Source organism: Streptomyces sp. NBC_01216 (assembly GCF_035994945.1).
In the GTDB taxonomy this organism is placed as follows: domain Bacteria; phylum Actinomycetota; class Actinomycetes; order Streptomycetales; family Streptomycetaceae; genus Streptomyces.
In genome coordinates this window covers 1,446,357-1,469,894 of sequence record NZ_CP108677.1, presented here as the reverse complement: position 1 = coordinate 1,469,894, position 23,538 = coordinate 1,446,357, and the positions used below count along the sequence as shown (strand labels likewise).

At 70.9% G+C, this 23,538-nt stretch carries 17 protein-coding genes and 2 pseudogenes; 15 read left to right on the top strand and 4 right to left on the bottom strand.

Annotated features, from left to right (window positions below; all coding sequences use genetic code 11):
- Window positions 1-334: 334 nt before the first annotated feature.
- The 8 genes and pseudogenes from OG393_RS06245 to OG393_RS06210 form a co-directional block, all read left to right on the top strand.
- Window positions 335-1,888 (top strand): 3' terminal RNA ribose 2'-O-methyltransferase Hen1, encoded by a 1,554-nt coding sequence (locus tag OG393_RS06245; protein WP_327373615.1) that lies wholly within the window; start codon window positions 335-337, stop codon window positions 1,886-1,888.
- Window positions 1,885-2,199: pseudogene (locus OG393_RS06240) on the top strand (AAA family ATPase); the annotation flags it as partial. The gene OG393_RS06245 and the pseudogene OG393_RS06240, both read left to right, overlap by 4 nt.
- The gene (locus tag OG393_RS06235; RefSeq protein ID WP_327373613.1) at window positions 2,183-3,715 is read left to right on the top strand and encodes a site-specific integrase; all 1,533 of its coding nucleotides are present in this window, start codon (window positions 2,183-2,185) and stop codon (window positions 3,713-3,715) included. The pseudogene OG393_RS06240 and the gene OG393_RS06235, both read left to right, overlap by 17 nt.
- Entirely contained in the window at window positions 3,712-4,656 is a 945-nt protein-coding gene (locus tag OG393_RS06230; RefSeq protein ID WP_327373612.1) for a hypothetical protein, read from the top strand. Before OG393_RS06235 ends, OG393_RS06230 begins: the two co-directional genes overlap by 4 nt.
- 140 nt (window positions 4,657-4,796) lie before the next feature.
- Window positions 4,797-6,155, top strand: coding sequence for an integrase (locus OG393_RS06225; protein ID WP_327373611.1), 1,359 nt, complete (start codon window positions 4,797-4,799; stop codon window positions 6,153-6,155).
- Window positions 6,152-6,556, top strand: coding sequence for a hypothetical protein (locus tag OG393_RS06220; protein WP_327373610.1), 405 nt, complete (start codon window positions 6,152-6,154; stop codon window positions 6,554-6,556). Before OG393_RS06225 ends, OG393_RS06220 begins: the two co-directional genes overlap by 4 nt.
- Window positions 6,557-6,690: 134 nt before the next feature.
- Entirely contained in the window at window positions 6,691-8,067 is a 1,377-nt protein-coding gene (locus tag OG393_RS06215) for an IS1380 family transposase (protein WP_327373609.1), read from the top strand.
- A 253-nt stretch (window positions 8,068-8,320) separates the two neighbouring features.
- A pseudogene (locus tag OG393_RS06210) lies at window positions 8,321-8,627 on the top strand (transposase); the annotation flags it as partial.
- A gap of 36 nt (window positions 8,628-8,663) precedes the next feature.
- Here OG393_RS06210 and OG393_RS06205 read toward each other — a convergent pair.
- On the bottom strand, window positions 8,664-9,182 hold the full coding sequence (locus tag OG393_RS06205) for a hypothetical protein (protein ID WP_327373608.1): 519 nt from the start codon (window positions 9,180-9,182) through the stop codon (window positions 8,664-8,666).
- A gap of 39 nt (window positions 9,183-9,221) precedes the next feature.
- Complete coding sequence (locus tag OG393_RS06200) at window positions 9,222-10,748, bottom strand: hypothetical protein (protein WP_327373607.1); 1,527 nt, start codon at window positions 10,746-10,748, stop codon at window positions 9,222-9,224.
- Between the two features lie 68 nt (window positions 10,749-10,816).
- On the opposite strand from OG393_RS06200, the gene OG393_RS06195 reads away from it, so the two are divergent.
- The 5 genes from OG393_RS06195 to OG393_RS06175 all read left to right on the top strand — a co-directional run bounded on the left by OG393_RS06195 (window position 10,817) and on the right by OG393_RS06175 (window position 19,107).
- Window positions 10,817-13,126 carry a polynucleotide kinase-phosphatase gene (locus OG393_RS06195; protein WP_327373606.1) on the top strand — a complete coding sequence of 770 codons (2,310 nt, stop codon included), beginning with the start codon at window positions 10,817-10,819 and terminating at the stop codon, window positions 13,124-13,126.
- Between the two features lie 140 nt (window positions 13,127-13,266).
- Window positions 13,267-14,499: an arginine deiminase gene (locus tag OG393_RS06190; RefSeq protein ID WP_327373605.1), complete on the top strand. Its 1,233-nt coding sequence runs from the start codon at window positions 13,267-13,269 to the stop codon at window positions 14,497-14,499.
- A gap of 233 nt (window positions 14,500-14,732) precedes the next feature.
- Entirely contained in the window at window positions 14,733-15,743 is a 1,011-nt protein-coding gene (gene argF, locus OG393_RS06185; protein WP_327373604.1) for an ornithine carbamoyltransferase, read from the top strand.
- A 152-nt stretch (window positions 15,744-15,895) separates the two neighbouring features.
- Window positions 15,896-16,723 carry an enoyl-CoA hydratase family protein gene (locus OG393_RS06180; RefSeq protein WP_327373603.1) on the top strand — a complete coding sequence of 276 codons (828 nt, stop codon included), beginning with the start codon at window positions 15,896-15,898 and terminating at the stop codon, window positions 16,721-16,723.
- Window positions 16,724-16,725: 2 nt separating this feature from the next.
- Window positions 16,726-19,107 (top strand): bifunctional salicylyl-CoA 5-hydroxylase/oxidoreductase, encoded by a 2,382-nt coding sequence (locus OG393_RS06175; protein WP_327373602.1) that lies wholly within the window; start codon window positions 16,726-16,728, stop codon window positions 19,105-19,107.
- Between the two features lie 70 nt (window positions 19,108-19,177).
- Here the strand turns inward: OG393_RS06175 and OG393_RS06170 are convergent, their stop codons facing one another.
- Window positions 19,178-20,017 carry a PaaX family transcriptional regulator gene (locus OG393_RS06170; RefSeq protein WP_327373601.1) on the bottom strand — a complete coding sequence of 280 codons (840 nt, stop codon included), beginning with the start codon at window positions 20,015-20,017 and terminating at the stop codon, window positions 19,178-19,180.
- Between the two features lie 71 nt (window positions 20,018-20,088).
- Window positions 20,089-21,723 (bottom strand): AMP-binding protein, encoded by a 1,635-nt coding sequence (locus tag OG393_RS06165; protein ID WP_327373600.1) that lies wholly within the window; start codon window positions 21,721-21,723, stop codon window positions 20,089-20,091.
- 108 nt (window positions 21,724-21,831) lie between these two features.
- Here OG393_RS06165 and OG393_RS06160 point away from each other — a divergent pair, with 108 nt between their 5' ends.
- A complete protein-coding gene (locus tag OG393_RS06160; protein WP_327373599.1) occupies window positions 21,832-22,944 on the top strand; it encodes an acyl-CoA dehydrogenase family protein in 1,113 nt (370 codons plus the stop codon).
- Entirely contained in the window at window positions 22,941-23,342 is a 402-nt protein-coding gene (locus tag OG393_RS06155) for a RidA family protein (RefSeq protein ID WP_327373597.1), read from the top strand. Before OG393_RS06160 ends, OG393_RS06155 begins: the two co-directional genes overlap by 4 nt.
- Window positions 23,343-23,538 lie beyond the last annotated feature (196 nt).

Below are 23,538 nucleotides of genomic sequence, written 5' to 3'. Positions count from 1 at the left end.
TGGGCACGTTCCGTCCTGTCGGCGAATGGACGCCCGTGGCCCGACAGCGACCGTCCCGCCCGGTCTCGGTCGCGGGAACAGACCGTGACCACCGGCAGCCGGTCGGCAGGAGGCAGTCGTTCGGTGACTTCCGCTGCTGGTCGGTCGTTCCTCGTCGGGGCCCGAAGCCGGAGCCGCTGCCCTGCGAGGCGGAGCCCAGGCGGGCCGTTCGCTCCCGGCCGGTGGTGTGGGTCGGCGGTGTGGGTCGGGCGGCCGGCGGATGTCGGTCGGAGAGTGTTCGGCCGCGCGGAAAACGCCTGGTCGGAGGCGCGGAGCGCGAGGCATACTCGGCCGCGTGTTCCTGACGATCAGTACCACCGGCACCCCCGAGCGTCCCGCGACCGATCTGGGCTTCCTGCTGCACAAGCATCCCGACAACGCGCAGACGTTCTCGACCTCGCACGGCTCGGCACACGTCCTCTACCCCGAGGCGTCGGCCGAGCGGTGCACGGCCGCGCTGCTGCTGGAGGTGGATCCCGTGGCGCTGGTGCGGCGCGGCAAGGGCAAGGGCCGGGGCGGCGCCCCCGACACGGCCCTGGGGCAGTACGTGAACGACCGCCCCTACGCCGCTTCCTCGTTGCTCGCCGTCGCGCTCGCCTCGGTGTTCAAGAGCGCCCTGCGCGGCGTGTGCAAGGCGATGCCCCAGCGGGCCGCCGAGCCGCTGCCGCTGCGCGTCGAGGTGCCGGCGGTCCCGGCCCGAGGCGGTGCCGCGCTGGTGCGGAAGCTCTTCGGTCCGCTCGGCTGGGACACGGTCGACGCGGAGCCGGTCACACTGGACACCACCTTCCCGGAGTGGGGCGACTCGCGCTACGTGCGGCTCGTCCTCGAAGGGGAGTTGCGGCTCGCCGACGCCCTCAACCAGCTCTACGTCCTGCTGCCGGTCCTCGACGACGCCAAGCACTACTGGGTCGCCCCCGACGAGGTCGACAAGCTGCTGCGCGCCGGTGACGGCTGGCTCGCCGAGCACCCCGAGCAGAAGCTGATCACCAGCCGGTACCTCGCCCGGCGCTGGAGTCTCACCCGCGAGGCGATGGAGCGGCTGGAACTCGTCCGGCTCGCCGAGAGCGACGGCCTGGAGGTGGAGGAGCTCGACAACGCGGTCGGCACCGACGAGACCGCGGCCGACACCGAGAGCGCCGGTACCGACGGGGCCGGCGCGGAGGAAACCGTCGTCACCGCGTGGCGGTCCGTGCCACTGGCCGAGCAGCGCCGCCTGGCGATCCTCGGGGCGCTGCGGGCCGCCGACGCGACCCGGGTGCTCGATCTCGGCTGCGGACAGGGGCAGTTGGTGCAAGCAATGCTCCAGGACGTGCGTTTCACCGAGATCGTCGGTGTCGACGTGTCCGTGCGGGCGCTGACGATCGCCGGGCGCCGGCTCAGGCTGGACCGGCTCGGCGAACGGCAGGCGAGCCGGGTGCGGTTGATCCAGGGCTCGCTCGCGTACACGGACAAGCGGCTGACCGGCTATGACGCGGCCGTGCTGAGCGAGGTCGTCGAGCACGTCGATCTGCCGCGGCTGCCCGCGCTGGAGTACGCCGTGTTCGGATCGGCGCGACCCCGGACGGTCCTGGTGACGACCCCGAACGTGGAGTACAACGTCCGCTGGGAGTCACTCCCGGCAGGCCACGTCCGCCACGGCGACCACCGCTTCGAGTGGACCCGCGAGGAGTTCCGCGCCTGGGCGGCGGGTGTCGCCGAACGGTACGGGTACGGGGTGGAGTTCGCCCCCGTCGGCCCCGACGACCCCGAGGTGGGACCGCCCACCCAGATGGCCGTCTTCACCCGGACGCAGCAGGACCAGCACACACGTCAGTCCCAGGCACGAAACCCGAAGGAGGACTCGGCATGACCGACACCACCCGCAGACTGCCCGTGCCCGACCTCTCGCTCGTGGTCCTGATCGGCGCCACCGGCTCGGGCAAGTCGACGTTCGCCCGCCGCCACTTCAAGCCGACCGAGGTCGTCTCCTCCGACTTCTGCCGCGGACTCGTCGCCGACGACGAGAACGACCAGAGCGCCAGCCGGGACGCCTTCGACCTGCTGCACTACATCGTCGGCAAGCGTCTCGCGGCGGGCCGGCTGACCGTGGTCGACGCCACTTCCCTGATGATTGGGCGTGTTCAAGCGTCAGGGGAGGCGTCAGTTGCACGAGTGGTACGTGGTGTGGGTGCCCGATCCGGGGCAGTGGGGATCGCTGCCGTCTGAGGGTGTCCTGGGGGTACAGGACCTGCCGGCCGAGGTGGCTCGGATTGGTCTGCGGCCGGGTGATCCGGTGTTCGTGGCGCCGGACGGATCGGTGGACCGGGACCTGCTGGATTTTGTGCGGTCCGTCGAATTCCGGGATTTGGAGCGGGAGACCAAGCGGAATTACGCGACGGATATCCGGCCGTTGTTGACTTTCCTGTCCTCACGTGAGGTTCTGTGGAGGCAGGCGACCAGGCAGGACTTGGCGGACTACCGGCACTGGAGATGCCGGGCTCCGCAGAATCCGCGTCGGATCAGTGGGACGAAGTGGAACCGTGAGGCGGCCGCGTTCACCAAGCTGTTCCGGTGGGCGAAGGTGTCCCCGCTGCCGGTGGACATCGTGCGGCGAGGGGACCGGGCGGCGGACTCGGTGAGCTCGCGGGTGCTGTGGCTGACGCCGCGGACCTGGGGTTTGTGGTCGGACATCGGGCTGCGCGGCCACAGTCGTACAGGAATGCCGGCGCCGGGGTGGGAGTCGCGGACGGAGCTGCGCAACACCAGCTTCGTGCAGCTGCTGCTCAGCTCCGGTCTGCGCCGGCAGGAGGGTGGTTCACTGCTCACCTTCGAACTGCCTAGTCAGCGCTTGCGGTTCGGCCGCTACTGCCATGGCCGCGTCGCTGCGGCGGTCACCCGGTCGAAGCAGAGCCGGGTCTTCTACGTGTCGGTGGACGCGGTCGGCCAGGCCGAGGCATACGTCGAGTCGGAGCGCGCGTGGGCGGTGCAACGAGCCCAGGCGGAAGGCCGCTACGAGCGGCTGCCCATGATGCGGCTGGTCACGAAGGTGACGCGGGGTCTGAGACCGAAGGTCGAGTGGGTCGATGCGAACGGTGTCGCCGGTGAGCAGGAACTCAGCCGCCTGGAATGGCGCGAGCGGCAGTGGCTGTTCCTGGAGAGCCCGGACGGGCCGGAGCCGGCGTGGTTGTGGCTGACCGAGCAGGGCCTGCCGATGGCCCCGGACCGGTGGAACGGTGTGTTCAGGGCGGCGAACCTGCGCTGCGAAGAAGTCCTGCTCACCGTGGGAGAACGGGAGGTCGAACGGGACTTCCGGCTGGCGGAGGTACGCGGCAAGAGCCCGTACGCCACGCCGCACGCTGCGCGTCATTCGATGGCCCTCTACATGCTGGTCTTGCTGAACCAGCTGGTGGAGACCCGTTATGGGCTCTCGGCTGCGGACCGGCGGGACTTCGCCATGCTGTTCGGCGATCCGTGGTGGCTGGTGAAGACCCTCCTCGGTCATGCGGACGTGGAGGTGACGAAACGGCACTACCTCGCGCCGGTCACGCACCTGCAACTGGAGTCGATCCTGGCCGCGGCCGAACCCGTCAGCGAGGAGGAACAGCAGGTCGAGGACCTGGACGGTGTGTTCACCCGGCTCGCCCGGGAGTCGCAAGGCATCCAGGACATCGACGCCGTCCTTGAGGCGGCCCGGTGACCGGGCGTGGACGGCAGGCCGCCCTGCCACCGGCCGATCACCGCACCGAGCCCCCGCTGGCTCCCGAGGGGCTTGTGGTGACGGTCGTCAACAAGGCCGGATACGAGATGACGTTCGACTTCGCCGAGCTGCCCGTCGCCGCGGCGATGCAGCGGTCACTGGCCGAGGTCTTCGCGATCCGGTCTGCGGGCTGGAACAGTCACGAGACCGCACGGGCTTCCTGGATCACGGTGAAGATGTTCGCGCGGTTCGTCGCCGAGCTGGAGCATCCCCCGCAGGACCTGGAGGACCTGACGTCCGCCATGCTCAAGCGCTGGCGCGCGAGGCATATCGGCACCAACAGCGGCAAGAACGTGCTGCGTCAGGTTCGGCCGCTGCTGCGGGCCGATCCGCGACTGGCGGGCGGGCCGGTGGGGGAAGAACTGGCCCGGCGCATCCCGAAGACCGTGCCGATCAAGCAGTCGTACGGGAAGGAGGAGCGGGAGCGGGTCCTGCGGGTGGCCCAGCGGCAGTTTCGGACCGCTCTGCTGCGGATTTGCGAGAACACCGTACTGCTGGAGAGGTGGCGGGCCGGTGACCTGGAGGAAGGCAGTCGCGACTGGCGCCTGGGCCAGGTGCTCGATCACCTTGCGCAGACCGGCTATGTCCCTCACGCGGTCATGCCGAGCGGGGAGTTCGTGAAGGACCGTGCGCTGCTGGGCGGCACCAGCCCGGAGAACACGTGGGGCAGGCTCTTCCTGTCTCGCTCCGAACTCACCGCGCTCGGCGTGCTGCTGACCGACCGGTTCCATTCGACCAGCTCAGCGGCCGACCATCGGGCATCGCCCGGCCTCCGTGGGAGACCGAAGGAGTCGACGACTTCCTTCCCTCAGTCAGTACAGCCGCCGGCGGGGAGAACGCGACGGAGCCGCTGGACCCGCTGGTCCTCGGCCCCCTGCTGATCTGGGCCATCCGGTTCGTCGACGACTTCGCCGACGACATCCTCGCAGCCTGGGCCGAACGCCGCCGCCTGATCGCCGTCGCCGCCGCCACGAAGGCCTCGCCAGCCGGATGGGCCGCGCTGGAGGAATGGCTGCTGCCCATGGCGCGAGCGGGTCACCCGCTGCCGGCCAGCTCGGAGAAACGCGAGATCCAGATGGCCACCACCTACATCGCCGCTCTCACCGGCTCGAACCGCGGCCAGGTGTCGAGGTTCGTCCAGCAGCACGGCCTCGCAGAGATCGCCGCAGCACGACCAGGTCCCTGCCCGTTGCGGGTGCCGGTCGCCGGGCAGATCAACGGCAAGCCATGGCGCGAGCATGTGGATTTCAACGAGGCCGCCGAGCTCATGCGGCACCTGGGTACGGCCGCGACGATCATCCTGCTCTATCTGACCGGGATGCGTCCCCAGGAGGTGCAGGGGCTGCGTTCCGGCTGCTGCCCCGACCCCGAACCCACCGCCGACGGCGCAGAGGGACGGCACCTGATCCAAAGCCACCACTACAAGAACGTCACCGACGACGACGGCAACCACATCTCCGCAGGTGAAGTCCGCCAAGTGCCCTGGGTCGCGATCACACCGGTAGTCCGCGCCATCCGCGTGCTGGAACGCATCGTCCCCGAGGGCGAACTCCTCCTCGGCGCCGCCCACCACGCATTCCGCTCCAGCCACAGCTACGCGGGCGCGCTGAAGAAGGCCACCTTGACCTTGCGCATCGAGTCCTTCGTGAACTGGGTGAACCGCGAGGCCGAAGCTCAGGGCCTCCCCGGCGAGGTCATCCCCGACGATCCCCACGGCGCGATCGGACTGAGCCGGTTCAGAAGGTCCCTGGCCTGGCACATCGCCCGGCGCCCCGGAGGACTGATCGCGCTCGCCATTCAGTACGGCCACATGCGCACCGTCCTCGACGCACGCACCTCCAGCGGCTACGGCGCCCGTGGCCGCCGCGGCATCCATGCCATCCTCGATGTCGAAACGGCCCTCGCCGCCGCCGACACCGCGGCCCGACTGCGTGACCGCGTCGCCGCCGGAGAGAGCGTTTCAGGGCCCGCCGCCCGCCGGGCCCTGACCGCCGCCGCCCACACCCCTCGCTTCGAGGGCCGCTTCGTCCTCCGCACCTTCGCCAGGAAAGCCAGTGCTTTCCTCGCCCGCGACGGCATCGTGCTCTACGACAACCCCGACGCGTTCCTGATCTGCGCCTTCAAGCACGACAACGCGCTCTGCGAACCAGAACCCGGCGCGACCGCCCCACGGCAGTACGACTGCCGACCCGGCTGCGGCAACACCGTCCGCACCGACACCCATGCCCGACAACTCCGCGAACGCGCCGACGAACTCGACCAGTTCGCCGCCCATGCCCCCGGACCGGTCAGCAAACGCCTGCGCGCCAACGCCCACCGGCTCCGCGGCATCGCCGACAACCACCACAGCACCGCCCACCGTGCCGAGGCCCTTACGTGAACCAACAACATCAGGACGAGCGCACCCGCATCCGCGAGGCCATGGACAGACTCCTGGCGGGACAAGCCAACGCCTCCAACGGCAGCCTCACCGTCGTCGCCCTCGCCGCCGAGGCCGACGTCCACCGCATGGCCCTTCTCAAACGCCACGTCGATCTGAAGAACGAGTTCTACGAACGTGTCCGCAACGAGACCCAGCAGATCCCGGAAACGGAGAAACGACTCCGGGAAACCGTCACCCAACTCAAAAAGACCATCGCCGAGCAGAGAACAGAGATCCAAGAGCTCCGCGACTTGGTCACTCGCCTGACTCTCGCCAGCGCCGTTCTCACGCATGGGAAGGCAGCGTCAGCAGAACCGGCCTCCGACAACGTCATTCCATTCCCTCGATCGACAACGTGAAGGCTGCTCTAGCCTCGCGCTTTCACGAGGTGGGATGTCCGAGGCTTGATCAAATAAGCGGAGAGTGCTCCTGACCTGCAACGATGGGACTTGTCTAGGGTCCTGTTGGCTGCACGGAAAGAAGCACTCTCCAGGTGAAGAAGCGTATCGGGTCGTATCCGCGTGTCCGCATCGAGGGCGGCGGCCGCGCGATGGTGTCGCAGGCCGGGGGCGTGCTGCTGGTCGAGACCGTCCGCAAGACTGGCTTGGACACCGCGATATCAGCGGCGCTGACGCCGTGGCGGAAGGCTCGGGCAGTGCACGATCCGGGCAAGGTCCTGCTGGACGTGGCCTTGGCGGTCGCGCTGGGCGGGGACTGCCTCGCGGATGTCGGCATGCTGCGGGCCGAGCCGGCCGTGTTCGGGCCGGTGGCCTCCGACCCGACGGTCTCCCGCCTCGTTGACACCCTCGCAGCCTCTGGAGAGAAGGCCCTGCGGGCCATCCGTGCCGCGCGGGCCGAAGTCCGCCGACACGTCTGGTGGTTGGCTGGCCGGGAAGCGCCTGATGCCGACGGGATGGTGACTGTTGATCTCGACGGGGTGCTGGTGATCGCGCACTCGGACAAGGAAGACGCCGCACCGACGTGGAAACGAACCTACGGCCACCACCCGCTGATGGGGTTCGTCGACCACGGGCCGGGCGGCACGGGTGAGCCGGTGGCAGCCCTGCTCAGACCGGGGAACGCGGGATCGAACACTGCCGCCGACCACATCATCGCCGCCCAACTGGCCCTGTCTCAGCTGCCGAAGAAGTACCGGCGCGGGCGACGGACCCTGATCCGCACCGACTCCGCGGGCGGCACCCATGACTTCGTGTCCTGGCTCGCCCGGCGGGGACGGTGGCTGTCCTACTCGGTCGGCATGGTGATCACCGAGGCGATCCACCAGCACGTGCTGAAGGTTCCGGCGTCGGCCTGGACGCCGGCCGTCGAGGCCGACGGCGAGATCCGTGACGGCGCTTGGGTCGCCGAACTCACCGGCGATGTCCTGGACGGCTGGCCGGAGGGCATGCGGCTGATCGTCCGCAAGGAACGACCGCACCCCGGGGCCCAGTTGCGGCTCACTGATGCGGACGGCATGCGGCTGACCTGCTTCGCCACCAACACTTTGGGCCGGCCGATCGCCGAGCTCGAGCTGCGTCACCGGCTGCGGGCCCGGGCCGAGGACCGCATCCGCGCCGCCCGAGCCACCGGCCTGCGCAACCTGCCCCTGCACCGCACGGCTCAGAACCGGATCTGGCTGGAGATCGTGCAGATTGCTCTCGACCTGCTGGCCTGGATGCCGATGCTCGCCCTGACCGGCAAGGCCAGGCTCTGGGAACCCCGCCGACTGCGGCTCCGCCTGTTCACCACGGCCGGACAACTCGTGGCCACCGGCCGTCGGCGGATCCTCCGCCTGGCCCGCCACTGGCCCTGGACCAGCCACATCACCGCAGCCCTCGACCGGCTCACCCAACTGCCCGCCCCTGGCTGACCAGCCAATTCCCCGTCCCTACGACAGCAACTCAACACCCGGAGCAGTGGAACCCGGCGCCACCCCGAGGCGACACTCGGGCCCCGGGCCTGCGCAGCCTTCACCCACGGCACGAAAACGGTCCACCGACTCCGTCGGCGGACCGTCACGAAACTTCGAGGCTAGTGGGTAAGGCTCACAGCGTGCCCGCGCCGCATCAGCACTTCCTAGAGCCTGTCCGATGGGTCAGGTAATCCGCCTGTCGGCCATCGGTGTGATCAACGGGATTCTGTTCCGACAGCGCACCGGCCTGCCGTGGCGAGATCTTCCGACCCGCTTCGGGAAGTGGAAGACGGTCTGTGACCGCCATCGCAGTTGGTCGGCGGATGGCACATGGGAGCGTGTTCTGCGGACGGTCCAGGCGGACGCCGACGTCGAGGGGCAGTAGAGGGAACGAAGTTGAGCGTTGCTTCAACGCGCTCAAGGGCTCCAGAGCCGTGGCGACTCGCTACGACAAGAGAGCCTACGTCTTCCACGGCACGGTCACTCTTGCCGCGATTCGGCTGTGGCTCCGCTACTGATGTCAGCCACCGCAGCAGGTGGCCCCGAGGGCTGTCTCAGTCGTCGGCGGCGACGATGAGCGTGATCCGCCCAGCCGAGCGGGTGATGAGCACGAACTCGTGGAAGTAGTCGTGCACGCGTCCCCAGTCGTGAACCGCCTTATCACCGAGCTCGCTGAGGTAGTAGATGCCATCGGCTGCGGCTAGGCGGGCGAACACCTCCCGCTGCAGATCTGCCTCCAGCTCGGTGGGCACGTCCCAGAGCGGATCCACCCACTCCCGCAGGATCTGCACGGCCTTCTCCTGGCTGATCAACTCGTACAGGTCGGGAGTGATCAACCGCAGCCAATACGGACCGTGTCGAAGCCCGTCTGGCAGCACCCCACCACCTGCATAGTCGTCCCGGAACTGCTCATCCCCGATCAGTGCGGCAAGCAGTCCTCTATCGTCCACCGACTCCGCAGAGAAGCGGAGCTGCTTGACGTCAACCCACCGAAACCCGTGCTCCTTCGGATCCGGTGAGTAGCGTCGAAAGTTGATGAAGGCGCTTTCCTCATGAGCGAGCCCGGTGTCCATAGTGCCATCCTAGAAGGCAAGCAAGGGGAGCCTGCCGACTCACCGGACAGGCCCTACGGTCGAGCAGTTCAGGAGTCGCCCATCGGTGGTGCCAATGAGCAGACGGCCGGGTTCGGTAACGGTCAGTGCGGTCGCCACGGCGGGTACTCCCGCAACAGTCAGGTGCCGACGCCAGCGGACGTTGCCGTCACGGAGGTCGAGTCCGACGATCTCGCCATCTTCGTACGTGACGTAGACGGTCTCCATGTCGTGGTCGAGGTCCGTGGCTTTCTGGTCTGTCCGAAAGACCCAAGTGGGCTCGTCGCCGGCCACCATGCGGCGTACGACGAACGAGCCGCCGGGCTGCAGCCCGTGGCCGTGGTAGACAGTGCCGGCATAGATCAGATCACCGTCGACGGTCTCCACGCCCGGGCCGGCGAAGTGTGTCTCACCGGGCTTCCAGGAGTAGGGACACAGATGAGCGACCTCGGCTCCCCTCGGCTCACGGGGACGTTCGCCCGCCGGTATGGAACCAAGGTCCGCAGCCGCAAGCCAAGTTTCACCTGGTCCAGACTTCTGCCCGTCCGTCGTGGAAACGGTCTCCCGAAAGTAGATCCGGCTGCCACGCCGGATACGCAGCCTGCTCCGCTCCCCGTTGCGCCCAGCGGGTGCAAGGGCGGGCAGCCCGTCAGCACATCGCACCAGAGACACCGCTCCAACGGGAGTGAGGTGGTCGAGCTGCACCCCGTCCTGGAGTGCGAGCCGGACCACGGCCTGAGCACGCTCCTCCCACGGAGGCCGCACCAGACCAACCCAGGCCGATCGCTCATCTGGGGCGATGACGATGTCACGACCGCCACCATCGTCGTCCCTGACAGCCCACTGCCGTTGCCCTGAAGGCAGCCAGGACTCCAACTGGATTCCATCGAGCGTCGCCACGACCCTGCCGTCGGACAATTCCTCAACCGCGCGGACGTTGCGCCGCGGGTCCCAGTTCGTGCTCAGACCGGAGAGCATCTGACGAGCATCCTCTCGATGGTCGGTTCGCGGGACCGCTACCCGTGGTCCAGACAGGTCATATCCGGTGATTGACCGGGGTGGTACGACCCTCCAGTCGGCGCGATGCACTACCGCGACGTGCCCTTCGTTCCACGCCGCTTTGTTCTGCCAGTCGTCAGGCGGTGCCATCAGCACGCGCAGTTCCTGTTCGCTGAGCCATTCCAAGCCCAGGACTTGGCGGCCGAGCTCGTGCTCGATGAGCGACGTGGTGCTGCCCGTCTCCAGGTCCAGAAGGAGCAGTTCCCCTTCGAAGAAGTAGCCGCCGTCGTAGTTGCCCGTGCCGACTACAAGGAGAGGGAGCCTGGGGTGGAAAGCCATGGCGTGCACGGGATAGCGCGCACGGAAAAGCGCTCGGCAGGTCAGATCATCGATGTCGTAGACACCGACCGGCGCATTACTGCCGAACTCGTGCACGCCCGCCACTGCCAGCATGCCGCGGCCCTCGTCATCCACGGCGAGGCAGGGGTCACCGATCTCGGCGAAGGGACGGTCACCGAGGATTCGGTCGATGCGGAACGAGATGGTCATGGCGGTGATCTTCCCAGCGGCCAGAGGCTGCGGGAAGCCATGAGCTTCAAGAATCTGAACAGAAGAACTTGACAGGGAACGCCACCAACGTGCAGCAGGAGGCGCGGCGCCGGCTCGTCCGCCTGGCCCGGGAGCACGACGTGCTGCCCGTCGCGATCGTCCTCGATCTGCCCGAGGAGGTGTGCCGCACCCGCAACGCGGGCCGCCCCGACCGGGCCGGCATGCCCGCCCATGTGATCCAGCGTCACCGCCGTGAGCTGCGTCGTTCGCTGCGCGGTCTGGAGCGCGAGGGCTTCCGCAAGGTCCACGTGCTGCACGACGTCGCGGAGACGGAGGCGGCCGAGGTCGTCCTGGAGAAGCGGTTCAACGACCTTCGCCACTTGACCGGCCCCTTCGACGTCATCGGGGACGTCCACGGTTGCCACTCCGAGCTGGAGACACTGCTGGGCCGACTCGGCTACGTCGACGGACACCACCCCGAGGGCCGCACGGCGGTCTTCGTGGGCGACCTCGTCGACCGCGGCCCCGACAGTCCGGGCGTCCTGCGCCGTGTGATGGGCATGGTCTCGGCCGGTGACGCGCTCTGCGTGCCCGGAAACCACGAGAACAAGCTCGGCCGCTGGCTCAAGGGCCGCAAGGTGCAGGAGACCCACGGGCTGGCCGAGACCATCGAGCAGCTGGGCCGGGAGAGCGAGGAGTTCCGCGCGGAGGTCGGCGCGTTCATCGAGGGCCTGGTCAGCCACTACGTGCTCGACGAGGGCCGGCTGGTGGTCTGCCACGCCGGTCTGCCGGAGAAGTACCACGGACGGACCTCCGGCCGGGTGCGCGCGCACGCGCTCTACGGGGACACGACGGGCGAGACCGACGCGTTCGGGCTGCCGGTGCGCTACCCGTGGGCCGAGGAGTACCGGGGCCGGGCGACCGTCGTCTACGGTCACACGCCGGTGCCGGACACCTCCTGGGTCAACAACACCATCTGTCTCGACACCGGGGCGGTCTTCGGAGGGAAGATGACCGCGCTGCGCTGGCCCGAGCGCGAACTGGTCGACGTCCCCGCGGAGAAGGTCTGGTACGAGCCGGCCCGGCCGCTCACCACCGACGCGCCGGGTGGGCACCAGGGCCGCCCGCTGGATCTCGCCGACGTGCACGGACGGCGGATCGTGGAGACCCGCCGGATGGGCAACGTCGGTGTCCGCGAGGAGAACGCCGCGGCGGCGCTGGAGGTCATGAGCCGGTTCGCGGTCGATCCGCGGCTGCTCGGCTACCTGCCTCCGACCATGGCACCGACCGCCACTTCGCGGGCCGAGGGCTTCCTCGAGCACCCGGCCGAGGCGTTCGCGCAGTACGCGGCCGACGGCGTCGAGCGCGTCGTGTGCGAGGAGAAGCACATGGGTTCGCGGGCCGTCGCCCTCGTCTGCCGCGACGCGGAGGCGGCCCGGACACGGTTCGGCGTGGACCCCGGGGAGGGGGTCAGCGGAGTCCTGCACACCCGGACCGGACGACCGTTCTTCGACGACCGGGAGATCACCGAGGAAGTCCTGGGACGGCTGCGATCGGCCGTCACCGCCGCCGGGCTGTGGGAGGAACTCGACACGGACTGGCTGCTGCTGGACGGCGAGCTGATGCCGTGGTCGCTGAAGTCGGCGGGGCTGCTGCGCGCGCAGTACGCGGCCGTCGGCGCGGCCTCCCGCGCCGTGTTCCCCGACGCGCTCGGCGCGCTGCGGCGGGCCGTCGACCGGGGGGTCGAGGGGCTGGAGGGGCTGCTCGCCGATCAGAGCGAGCGGGCCGCGGACGCGGCGGCGTTCACCGAGGCATACCGCGGCTACTGCTGGCCGACGAAGGGGCTGGACGGGGTGCGTTTCGCGCCGTTCCAGATCCTGGCGGTGCGGGGCCGCTCGCTGGCGGGCCTGCCGCACGACGAACAGCTCGCCCTGCTCGACCGGCTGGTCGGGCAGGACCCCACCGGGCTGCTCCGGACCACCCGTCGGCTCCTCGTCGACACGGGTGACGAGGCGTCGGTGCGGGCCGGGGTCGACTGGTGGCTGGAGATGACCGAGGCCGGCGGCGAGGGCATGGTCGTCAAGCCGCTGGCGGCGTTGGTCAGGGACGGTCGTGGACGGCTCGTGCAGCCCGGTGTGAAGGTCCGCGGCCGGGAGTACCTGCGGATCGTCTACGGTCCGGAGTACACCCGTCCGGAGAACCTGTCGCGGCTGCGCAACCGTTTCCTCGGCCACAAGCGCTCGCTGGCCCTGCGTGAGTACGCGCTCGGTCTGGAAGCGCTGGACCGGCTCGCGGAGGGCGAGCCGCTCTGGCGGGTCCACGAGGCGGTCTTCGCGGTACTCGCGCTGGAGTCGGAGCCGGTCGACCCGCGGCTGTGACCACGGACGGGGCCCGGACGCCGTTCCGCCCCGGTGCCGCCTCTCGCCCGCCCGGACCGGTCCCGGGCGGGCGAGAGGTGATCGTGGTCATCTCGTCGTGGACCGGGGCGCGCGGGCACGCACTCCGTCAGGATGGGCGCATGGGATTCCATGTCGATTCCGAGACCGGGCGGCTTCGCCGCGTCATCCTCCACCGGCCTGATCTGGAGCTGAAGCGGCTCACACCCTCCAACAAGGACGCGCTCCTCTTCGACGACGTGCTCTGGGTCCGCCGGGCTCGCCAGGAGCACGACGGTTTCGCGGACGTGTTGCGGGACCGCGGCGTCGAGGTCCACCTCTTCGGCGACCTGCTGCGGGAGTCGCTGGAGCTGCCCGCCGCGCGGGCGCTCGTGCTCGACCGGGTCTTCGACGAGAAGGAGTACGGGCCACTCGCGGCCGACCATCTGCGCGCGGCGTTCGACTCGCTGGAGGCGGGGCCGCTCGCCGAGGCGCTGGTCGGGGGGATGACGAAGCGGGAGTTCCTCGCCGCCTTCAGCGAGCCGACCTCGGTGCGATTCCACGCCATGGACCTGGACGACTTCCTGCTCGGGCCGCTGCCCAACCACCTCTTCACCCGGGACACCTCGGCCTGGATCTACGACGGCGTCTCCATCAACGCGATGCGCTGGCCGGCCCGGCAGCGCGAGACGGTCCACTTCGAGGCGATCTACAAGCACCACGCCCTCTTCACGGGCTCCGAGGCCGGGTCCTTCCACCACTGGTCGGAGGGTCAGACCGACTATCCGTCCACCATCGAAGGCGGTGACGTCCTCGTCATCGGCAACGGCGCCGTGCTGATCGGCATGAGCGAGCGGACCACTCCGCAGGCCGTGGAGATGCTGGCGAGGGGCATGTTCGCGGCCGGCTCGGCGCGCACGATCGTCGCGCTCGACATGCCGAAGCGGCGGGCCTTCATGCACCTCGACACCGTGATGACGATGGTCGACCACGACACGTTCACCCAGTACGCCGGGCTCGGCATGCTGCGCTCCTACACGATCGAGCCGGGCGACGCGGGTACGTCGCTCCGGGTCTCCGACCATCCGCCGGAGCACATGCACAGTGCGATCGCGGCGGCTCTCGGGCTCAAGGACGTTCGGGTGCTGACGGCGACCCAGGACGTCCACGCGGCCGAACGCGAGCAGTGGGACGACGGCTGCAACGTGCTCGCGGTGGAGCCGGGGGTGGTGGTGGCCTACGAGCGGAACGTCACCACCAACACCCACCTGCGCAAGCAGGGCATCGAGGTGATCGAGATCCCGGGCAGCGAACTGGGCAGGGGCCGGGGCGGTCCCCGCTGCATGAGCTGTCCCGTCGAGAGGGACGCCGCCTGAGGCCGAGAGCCTGTCGGTCGAGTGCCACCCGAGAGGTTCTGCCGGGCGCACCGGGTAGTCTCGCCGGTCCCGCCCGGACCGGACCGGCGGGGCTCCCCGGGGGGTGCGGCCCGCCGGTCCGGGGCCGGGCGCGTGGGGTTCGTCACCCCGCGGGGGCTGTATAGGAATACTGGATAACGTATAGACTTCCACTGTTCCTCGCCCCTCCGTGACCTGAACCAGGAGCCCTCATCATGGCCACTGACCTCATCGGCCGCCCCTTCCTCAAGGAGCTGGACTTCACCGCCGAGGAGTTCCGCGGTCTGGTCGAGCTGGCCGCCGAGCTGAAGGCCGCGAAGAAGGCGGGCGCCGAGGTGCAGCGGCTGCGGGGCCGGAACATCGCCCTGATCTTCGAGAAGACCTCGACCCGGACCCGTTGTGCCTTCGAGGTCGCCGCCGCCGACCAGGGCGCCTTCACCACCTACCTGGACCCGGCGGCCTCGCAGATGGGGCACAAGGAGTCCGTCAAGGACACCGCGCGCGTGCTGGGCCGGATGTTCGACGCCATCGAGTACCGCGGGGACAGCCAGGCCGCCGTCGAGGAACTCGCCGCGTTCGCCGGGGTTCCCGTCTACAACGGCCTCACCGACGACTGGCACCCCACCCAGATGCTCGCCGACGTGCTGACCATGACCGAACACTCGGCCGGGCCGCTCGACGGCACGGCCTTCGCCTACCTCGGCGACGCCCGCTTCAACATGGGTAACTCGTACCTGATCACCGGCGCCCTGCTCGGCATGGACGTCCGTCTCGTCGCCCCGCGGGACTACTGGCCGGCCGAGGGGTTCGTCTCCCGGGCGCGCCGGCTCGCCGCCTCCAGCGGTGCGAGGATCACCCTCACCGAGGACGTCGCCGAAGGGGTGCGTGGCGTGGACTTCGTCGCCACCGATGTCTGGGTCTCCATGGGGGAGCCCAAGGAGGTCTGGGACGAGCGCATCGCGGCCCTCTCCCCCTACGCCGTGACGATGGACGTGCTGCGCGCCACCGGCAACCCGGACGTGAGGTTCCTGCACTGCCTGCCCGCCTTCCACGACCTCGGCACCGCCGTCGCCCGCGACATCCACACCCGTCACGGCCTGACCGAGCTCGAGGTGTCCGACGAGGTCTTCGAGTCGGCCCACTCCGTCGTCTTCGACGAGGCGGAGAACCGGATGCACACCATCAAGGCCGTCCTGGTCGCCACCCTGGCCGGTGGCGCGGCGTAGGGGAGGAGCCCGCCCGGCGCCGGCCCCGGGACCGGAGGCGCCGTCCGCCGGGTGTACCGCGTATCGCGCTACCGTGACGACAGTCACATACGAGTGATAGCCTTCCGGGAAGTGTCGTCGTGACGTACGAACGCTGAGGGAGGCCGCCCCGAATGAGCCCCTTTTCCGGCTCCGCGCCCCGCACCGCTCAATGGCGACATCTGCGCGTGGACATCGACGACGGCGTCGCCACCCTCACCCTGGCCCGCCCGGAGAAGCTCAACGCCCTCACCTTCGGCGCCTACGCCGACCTGCGCGACCTGCTGGCCGAACTCTCCCGGGAACGAGCCGTCCGCGCCCTCGTCCTCGGCGGCGAGGGCCGGGGCTTCTGCTCCGGTGGCGACGTCGACGAGATCATCGGCGCGACCCTCGCCATGGACACGGCGCAGCTGCTCGACTTCAACCGGATGACCGGCCAGGTCGTCCGCGCGATCCGCGAATGTCCCTTCCCCGTCATCGCCGCCGTCCACGGCGTCGCGGCCGGCGCCGGGGCGGTCCTCGCGCTCGCCGCGGACTTCCGCATCGCCGATCCGAGCGCCCGCTTCGCCTTCCTCTTCACCCGCGTCGGGCTCTCCGGCGGCGACATGGGCGCGGCCTACCTGCTGCCCCGGGTCGTCGGCCTCGGGCACGCGACCCGGCTCCTCATGCTCGGCGAACCGGTACGCGCCGCCGAGGCCGAACGCATCGGCCTGATCAGCGAGCTCACCGAGGAAGGCGGCGCCGGTGCCCGCGCGGGCCGGCTCGCCCGCCGTCTCGCCGACGGCCCCGCCCTCGCCCTCGCCCAGACGAAGGCCCTGCTCACGGCCGAGCTGGACATGCCGCTCGCGGCCTCCGTCGAACTGGACGCCGCCACCCAGGCCCTGCTGATGAACGGCGAGGACTACGCGGAGTTCCACGCCGCCTTCACCGAGAAGCGCGACCCCAAGTGGCGGGGCCGCTAGCCATGGCCCCCGCACGGAACGGCTCCCCGAGCGACCCCGCCCCCCGCCCCACGCCCGGACGGACCGGCGCGGCGGCACCGGCGGACACTCCCGCGACCCCCGCACCCCTGCGTGTCGCCGTCGTCGGCGGCGGCCCCGGCGGGCTCTACGCCGCCGCCCTCCTCAAGCGGCTCGAACCCGCCCGGGAGGTGACCGTCTGGGAACGCAACGCGCCCCAGGACACCTTCGGCTTCGGCGTCGTCCTCTCCGACGAGACCCTCGGCGGCATCGAGCACGCGGACCCCGCGGTGTACCGCGCGCTGCGAGAGGAGTTCGTCCGCTGGGACGACATCGACATCGCCCACCGCGGCCACCTCCTCACCTCCTCCGGCCACGGCTTCGCCGCTCTCGGCCGACGCCGCCTCCTGGAGATCCTGCACGACCGCTGCGCCGAGCTCGGCGTACGGCTCAGGTTCCGTACCGAGGCCCCGCCGGCCGTCGAACTGGCCACCACCCACGACCTCGTGATCGCCGCCGACGGTGTCCACAGCGCGACCCGCGAGGCCCACGCCGACGTCTTCCGGCCCCGCGTCACCACCCACCGCTGCCGCTACATCTGGCTCGCCGCCGACTTCGCCTTCGACGCCTTCCGCTTCGAGATCGCCGAGACCGAGTACGGCGTCATGCAACTGCACGGCTACCCCTACGAAGCGGGTTCCTCCACCGTCATCGTCGAGATGCGCGAAGAGGTCTGGCGTGCCGCCGGCTTCGACGAGCTGGACGAGGAGGAGTCCACCGCCCGCTGCGCCAAGGTCTTCGCCGAGACCCTCGGCGGCCGGGCGCTGCGCTCCAACAGGTCCGCCTGGACCGCGTTCCGCACCGTTGTCAACGAACGCTGGTCGCACGACGGCGTCGTCCTGCTCGGCGACGCGGCCCACACCGCCCACTTCTCCATCGGCTCGGGCACCAAACTCGCCGTCGAGGACGCCCTCGCCCTCGCCGCCTGCGTCGAGGAGCGGCCCACCCTGGCCGAGGCCCTGCTCGCCTACGAGACCGAACGTCGCCCCGTCGTCGAGTCCACCCAGCGCGCGGCGGCGGCGAGCCTGCGCTGGTTCGAGGAGATCGCCGGCCATCTCGACCAGCCGCCAAGCCGGTTCGCCTTCAACCTGCTGACGCGCAGCCGCCGGGTCACCCACGACAACCTGCGCCTGCGGGACCCCGTCTTCACGACCACCGTCGAACGCGACTTCGGCTGCCCGCCCGGGACACCGCCGATGTTCACGCCCTTCCGGCTGCGCGGACTCACCCTGCGCAACCGGGTGGTCGTCTCCCCGATGGACCAGTACCTCGCCGAGGACGGCGTGCCCGGCGACTTCCACCTCGTCCACCTGGGGGCCAGGGCCCTGGGCGGCGCCGGACTCGTCATGACCGAGATGGTGTGCGTGAGCCCCCAGGGCCGGATCACCCCGGGATGTACCGGCCTGTACACCGACGCGCAGGCGACCGCCTGGAGCCGGATCACCGCCTTCGTCCACGAGCGGGCCCCCGGGACCGCGATCGGCGTCCAGCTCGGCCACTCCGGGCGCAAGGGCTCCACCCGCCGCATGTGGGACGGCATCGACGAGCCGCTCCCCGAAGGCAACTGGCCGCTGGCCGCCGCCTCACCACTGCCCTACCGCCCCGGCGTCAACCAGGTCCCGCACGCCCTCGACCAGGCCGGCATGAAGGCCGTCCGGGACGACTTCGCGGCGGCGGCCCGGCGTGCCGCCGACGCGGGATTCGACCTGCTCGAGCTGCACTGCGCGCACGGCTACCTGCTGTCGGGTTTCCTCTCCCCGCTCACCAACCTGCGCTCCGACGCCTACGGCGGCTCGCTCGCCAACCGTCTGCGCTTCCCTCTTGAGGTCTTCGACGCGGTACGCGAGGCATGGCCCGAGGACCGTCCGGCGACGGTCCGGATCTCCGCCACCGACTGGGCCGACGGCGGCACGACGGAGGAGGACGCGGTGGAGATCGCCCGAGCCTTCGCCGCGCACGGAGCCGACGCGCTGGACGTCTCCACCGGTCAGGTCGTTCCCGACGAGCGGCCCGAGTACGGCCGCTCGTACCAGACGCCGTACGCCGACCGGCTCCGCAACACCCTCGGCGTCCCGGTCATCGCGGTCGGCGCCATCTCCTCCTGGGACGACGTCAACTCCCTGCTCCTCGCGGGCCGCGCCGACCTCTGCGCCCTCGCCCGCCCCCACCTGTACGACCCGCACTGGACCCTGCACGCGGCGGCCGAGCAGGACTACCGGGGCCCGGCGGCGCCCTGGCCCGCCCCGTACCGCGCGGGCAGCCGGCCGCCCCCGACCGGCCGTACGGACGCGCCCAAGCCCCGGCTCACGCTCCGTTCCCGGCCCTGAGCACGAGAGGGACGGGGGCGGGCCCCCACCCGCACGGCCTGTTGGCACCGCCCTTCGTCCGGCCCGGCCGTCACGGCCCGGCGGGAGGTTCCGGTCCGTCGGGTCGCACGAACGCCGCCCCGGCGTCCCGCAGTCGGGTGTGCAGCTGCGCGAAGACCTCCGCCGAGCGGCTTCCCGGCCAGTCCCGCGGCAGCAGCTCGGACGGCAGGACCGGGTCGGCGTACGGGAGGCGCCGCCAGGAGTCCAGGGCGAACAGGTAGTCCCGATAGGCGTCCTCGGCCGTGCCCGCGGAGGTGGTCCAGGCGCGGAGCACCGGCTCGTGGGCGGCCAGGAACTCCTCGTGCAGCTTCGCGATCGCCGGCAGGTCCCACCACCGGGACACCGCCTCCGCGGTCGGCGCGTACCCCAGGTGGTCGCCGCGGAAGAGGTCCACGTACGGCGACAGCTCCAGCCGCTCCAGGGTGTGCCGGGTCTCCTCGTGCAGCCGTGCCGGCGCGATCCACACACCCGGAGCGGCCGACCCGAATCCCAGCCGCGTCAGTCGGGAGCGCAGCAGGTGACGCTTGTGGCGTTCCGCCTCGGGCACGGAGAAGACGGCGAGCACCCAGCCGTCGGACAGCTTCGGCTCCGCGCGGGTGTAGATCCGTCGGTCGCCGTCGTCCAGCAGCTGACGGGCGTCGTCCGAGAGGGCGTACCCGGCGGCGCCTCCCGGCGTCCGCCGGGGCAGCAGCAGCCCCCGCCGCTTCAGCCGGGACACCGAGGACCGCACTGACGGGGCGTCCACGCCCAGCACGGCGAGCAGCCGGATCAGCTCGGCCACCGGCATCGGCGCCTCGTCGCGCGTACGCCCGCGGCCGTACGCGCCGTACAGCGAGACGATCAGGGAACGGGGAGTGTGCTGCTCGGCCACGTGATCACTCTAGTGCCGCGCCGAGCGACGTTCGCCCCGTCGCGACGCCCGGCAGGGCACCCGACAGGCTCTCAGGGGGCTTCCCCCGCGGCCTCGCGCAGCCGGAAGCGCTGGAGCTTCCCCGTGGCCGTCCGGGGCAGCGCGTCGAGGAAGACGATCTCCCGGGGGCTCTTGAACGGGACCAGGCGCGACCGGACGAAGGCCCGCAGCGCCGCCGCGGTGTCCGCGTCGCGCGGCACTCCGTCGCGGACCACGGCGTAGGCGACCACGATCTGCCCGCGCAGCTCGTCCGGACGTCCGACCACCGCCGCCTCCACCACGTCCGGATGGGCCAGCAGCGCCTCCTCCACCTGGGGGCCCGCCACGTTGAAACCGGCCGAGACGATCATGTCGTCGGCGCGGGCCACGTAGCGGAAGTAGCCGTCGTCCTCGCGCACGTACGTGTCGCCCGTGACGTTCCAGCCGTCGAGGACGTACTCGCCCTGGCGGGGATCGGCCAGATAGCGGCAGCCGACCGGGCCGCGGACGGCGAGCAGCCCCTCGTGGCCGTCCGGGACGTCGGCACCGAGGCGGTCCACCACCCGGGCCTGCCAGCCGGGTACCGGCCGGCCGGTGGTCCCCGGGCGGACGGCCCCGTCCGCGGCCGAGATGAAGATGTGGAGCAGTTCGGTGGCGCCGATGCCGTTGATCAGCTTCAGGCCGGTGCGCGCGTGCCAGGCGTCCCAGGTCGCGGCGGGGAGGTTCTCACCCGCCGAGACGCAGCGGCGCAGCGACGAGACGTCGTGCCCGGCGTGCCGGTCCATCTCCTCCATCATCACCCGGTACGCGGTCGGGGCCGTGAAGAGCACCGACACCCGGTGCTTTCCGATCGCCGCGAGGAGCTGACCGGGTCTCGCCTGTTCGAGAAGCAGGGCGCTCGCCCCCGCGCGCAGCGGGAAGACGACCAGCCCGCCGAGTCCGAAGGTGAACCCGAGGGGCGGCGAGCCGGCGAAGAGGTCGTCCGGGTCGGGCCTGAGGACGTGCGCCGAGAAGGTGTCGGCGATCGCGAGCACGTCGCGGTGGAAGTGCATGCACCCTTTGGGGCGGCCGGTGGTGCCGGAGGTGAACGCGATCAGCGCCACGTCGTCGGCGGCCGTCCGGACGGCCTCGTAGACGCCGGGCCGGTCCGCCGCGAGGGAGAGCAGGTCGTCCGGGGCGTCCCCGCCGAACGTGGTGATCCGCAGCCCCGGTACCCCGGCCTCGACGAGATCCTCGACGGTCCTGACGTCGCAGAGCGCGTGGCTGCACCGGGCCATCTCGCACATGACGGCCAGTTCCCCGGCCCGCTGCTGGGCCAGCACGGTGACGGCGACCGCGCCCGCCTTCATGACCGCCAGCCAGCAGGCGGCAAGCCAGGGGGTGGTGGGGCCGCGCAGCAGGACCCGGTTTCCGGGCCGGACGCCGAGGCCGGAGGTGAGGGTGTGCGCGATCCGGTCGACGCGTTCGCGCAGTTCGCCGTAGGTCCAGACGCCTCCGTCGCCGTCCAGGAACGCCGGCCGATGCGCGCCGCACCGTTCGATGGTGCGGTCGAGGAGTTCCGCCCCGCAGTTGAGACGGTCCGGGTAGCGCAGTCCGGGCAGATCGAAGAGCAGGTGCGGCCACTGCGCGGCGGGCGGCAGATGGTCGCGCGCGAAGGTGTCGTGGTGGGCCGAGGGCGTCAGCTGCATGAGTTCGTCCCCTTGTCGTGGTGGGGTCGCCACACGAGCGTATCGTGATGGTGACGACAGTCAACGGTGCGCGATAGAAGTGACGGAACGACGGAGACAGGGGTCCGAATGTCCGCATTCTCACTCGATCCAGCTCAGACCGCTCGCTGCGAGGAGCTCCGGACCCTCGCGGCCGAGCGCCTGCGGCCCCTCGCCGAGAAGGGCGCACCGGGACGGGTCAACCGCCCCCTCGTCACCGCCCTGGGCGAACTCGGCCTGCTCGCCCGCCTCTTCGACTCCGGCGCCCTCGACCTCTGCCTGATGCGCGAGTCCCTCGCCCACTCCTGCACCGAGGCCGAGACCGCCCTCGCCCTCCAGGGCCTCGGCTCCCACCCCGTCGCCGCCTACGGAACGCCCGCGCAGCGCGAACGCTGGCTGCCCGAGGTCGTCACGGGCCGCGCCGTCGCCGCCTTCGCGCTCAGCGAGCCCGACGCGGGCTCCGACGCCGCGGCCCTGTCCCTGGACGCCCGCCCCGACGGCGCCGGCGGCTGGCACCTGCACGGCGAGAAACGCTGGATCTCCAACGCCCCCGAGGCCGACTTCGCCACCGTCTTCGCCCGCACCACCCCGGGCGCCGCCGCCCGCGGCGTCACCGCCTTCCTCGTCCCCACCGACCGGCCCGGCCTCACCGGCGAGCCCCTCGACATGCTCGCCCCGCACGCGATCGGCTCCCTCACCTTCGACGGGGTGCCCGTCGGCCCGGCCGACGTCCTCGGCGAGCCCGACCACGGATTCCGGGTCGCGATGACCACCCTCAACCTCTTCCGCCCCAGCGTCGGCGCCTTCGCCGTCGGCATGGCCCAGGCGGCCCTCGACGCGACCCTCGCGCACACCGCCGCCCGCCCCGCCTTCGGCGGCGTCCTGCGCGACCTCCAGGCCGTCTCCCACCAGGTCGCCGAGATGGCCACCCGCACCGAGGCCGCCCGCCTGCTCGTGTACGCGGCTGCGGCGGCCCACGACGCGGGCGCCTCCGACGTGCCCCGGCGCGCCGCCATGGCGAAGATGTTCGCGACCGAGACCGCGCAGTACGTCGTCGACGCGGCCGTCCAGCTCCACGGTGCACGCGCCCTGCAACGCGGCCATCTGCTCGAACATCTCTACCGCGAGGTGCGTGCACCCCGCATCTACGAAGGCGCCACCGAGGTCCAGCGGACGATCATCGCGAAGGAGCTGTACGGATGAGCCCCCTGCACCGGCACAACCCCGCCGAACTCTCCCCACCCACCGGTTTCTCCCACGCCGTCACCGCCACCGGCTCCCGCCTGGTCTTCCTCGCCGGCCAGACCAGCCTCGACCGCGACGGCAAGGTGGTGGGGGAGACCCTGCCCGAGCAGTTCGAGACCGCGCTGGCCAATCTCCTCACCGCCCTGCGCCACGCCGGCGGCTCACCCGCCGACCTGGCCCGGGTCACCGTCTACGCCACCGACGTCGAGGACTACCGGCGCCACGCCCACGAACTCGGCCGGGTCTGGCGACGCCTGGCGGGCCGGGACTATCCGGCCATGGCCGTGATCGGCGTCGTGCGGCTCTGGGACGACCAGGCCCACGTCGAACTGGACGGCTTCGCCGTCCTACCGTGACCCCGCCCGGCGCGCTCCCCACCCCGGCCCCGCGTCCGGACCCGGGCGGGGGCGTACGCCGACGCGGGCGGAACCCCCCAACCGCCGCGCCGCGCCCTCGCGCCCCCGTCGTCGGGCGCCCTCCGGCGGCCCCTTGATCAACTGGTCACCCGCAGGACCCGGGCTTAATGTCGAACAGTGGACTGACCGGCCCACG

Excerpts from the sequence above, each read along its gene's own strand:
- OG393_RS06225 (WP_327373611.1), top strand. The coding sequence starts at position 4,797 with ATGGCGCGAGCGGGTCACCCGCTGCCGGCCAGCTCGGAGAAACGCGAG.
- OG393_RS06205 (WP_327373608.1), bottom strand. The coding sequence starts at position 9,182 with ATGGACACCGGGCTCGCTCATGAGGAAAGCGCCTTCATCAACTTTCGA.
- OG393_RS06200 (WP_327373607.1), bottom strand. The coding sequence starts at position 10,748 with ATGACCATCTCGTTCCGCATCGACCGAATCCTCGGTGACCGTCCCTTC.
- OG393_RS06190 (WP_327373605.1), top strand. The coding sequence starts at position 13,267 with ATGGGATTCCATGTCGATTCCGAGACCGGGCGGCTTCGCCGCGTCATC.
- argF (WP_327373604.1), top strand. The coding sequence starts at position 14,733 with ATGGCCACTGACCTCATCGGCCGCCCCTTCCTCAAGGAGCTGGACTTC.
- OG393_RS06180 (WP_327373603.1), top strand. The coding sequence starts at position 15,896 with ATGAGCCCCTTTTCCGGCTCCGCGCCCCGCACCGCTCAATGGCGACAT.
- OG393_RS06175 (WP_327373602.1), top strand. The coding sequence starts at position 16,726 with ATGGCCCCCGCACGGAACGGCTCCCCGAGCGACCCCGCCCCCCGCCCC.
- OG393_RS06165 (WP_327373600.1), bottom strand. The coding sequence starts at position 21,723 with ATGCAGCTGACGCCCTCGGCCCACCACGACACCTTCGCGCGCGACCAT.
- OG393_RS06160 (WP_327373599.1), top strand. The coding sequence starts at position 21,832 with ATGTCCGCATTCTCACTCGATCCAGCTCAGACCGCTCGCTGCGAGGAG.
- OG393_RS06155 (WP_327373597.1), top strand. The coding sequence starts at position 22,941 with ATGAGCCCCCTGCACCGGCACAACCCCGCCGAACTCTCCCCACCCACC.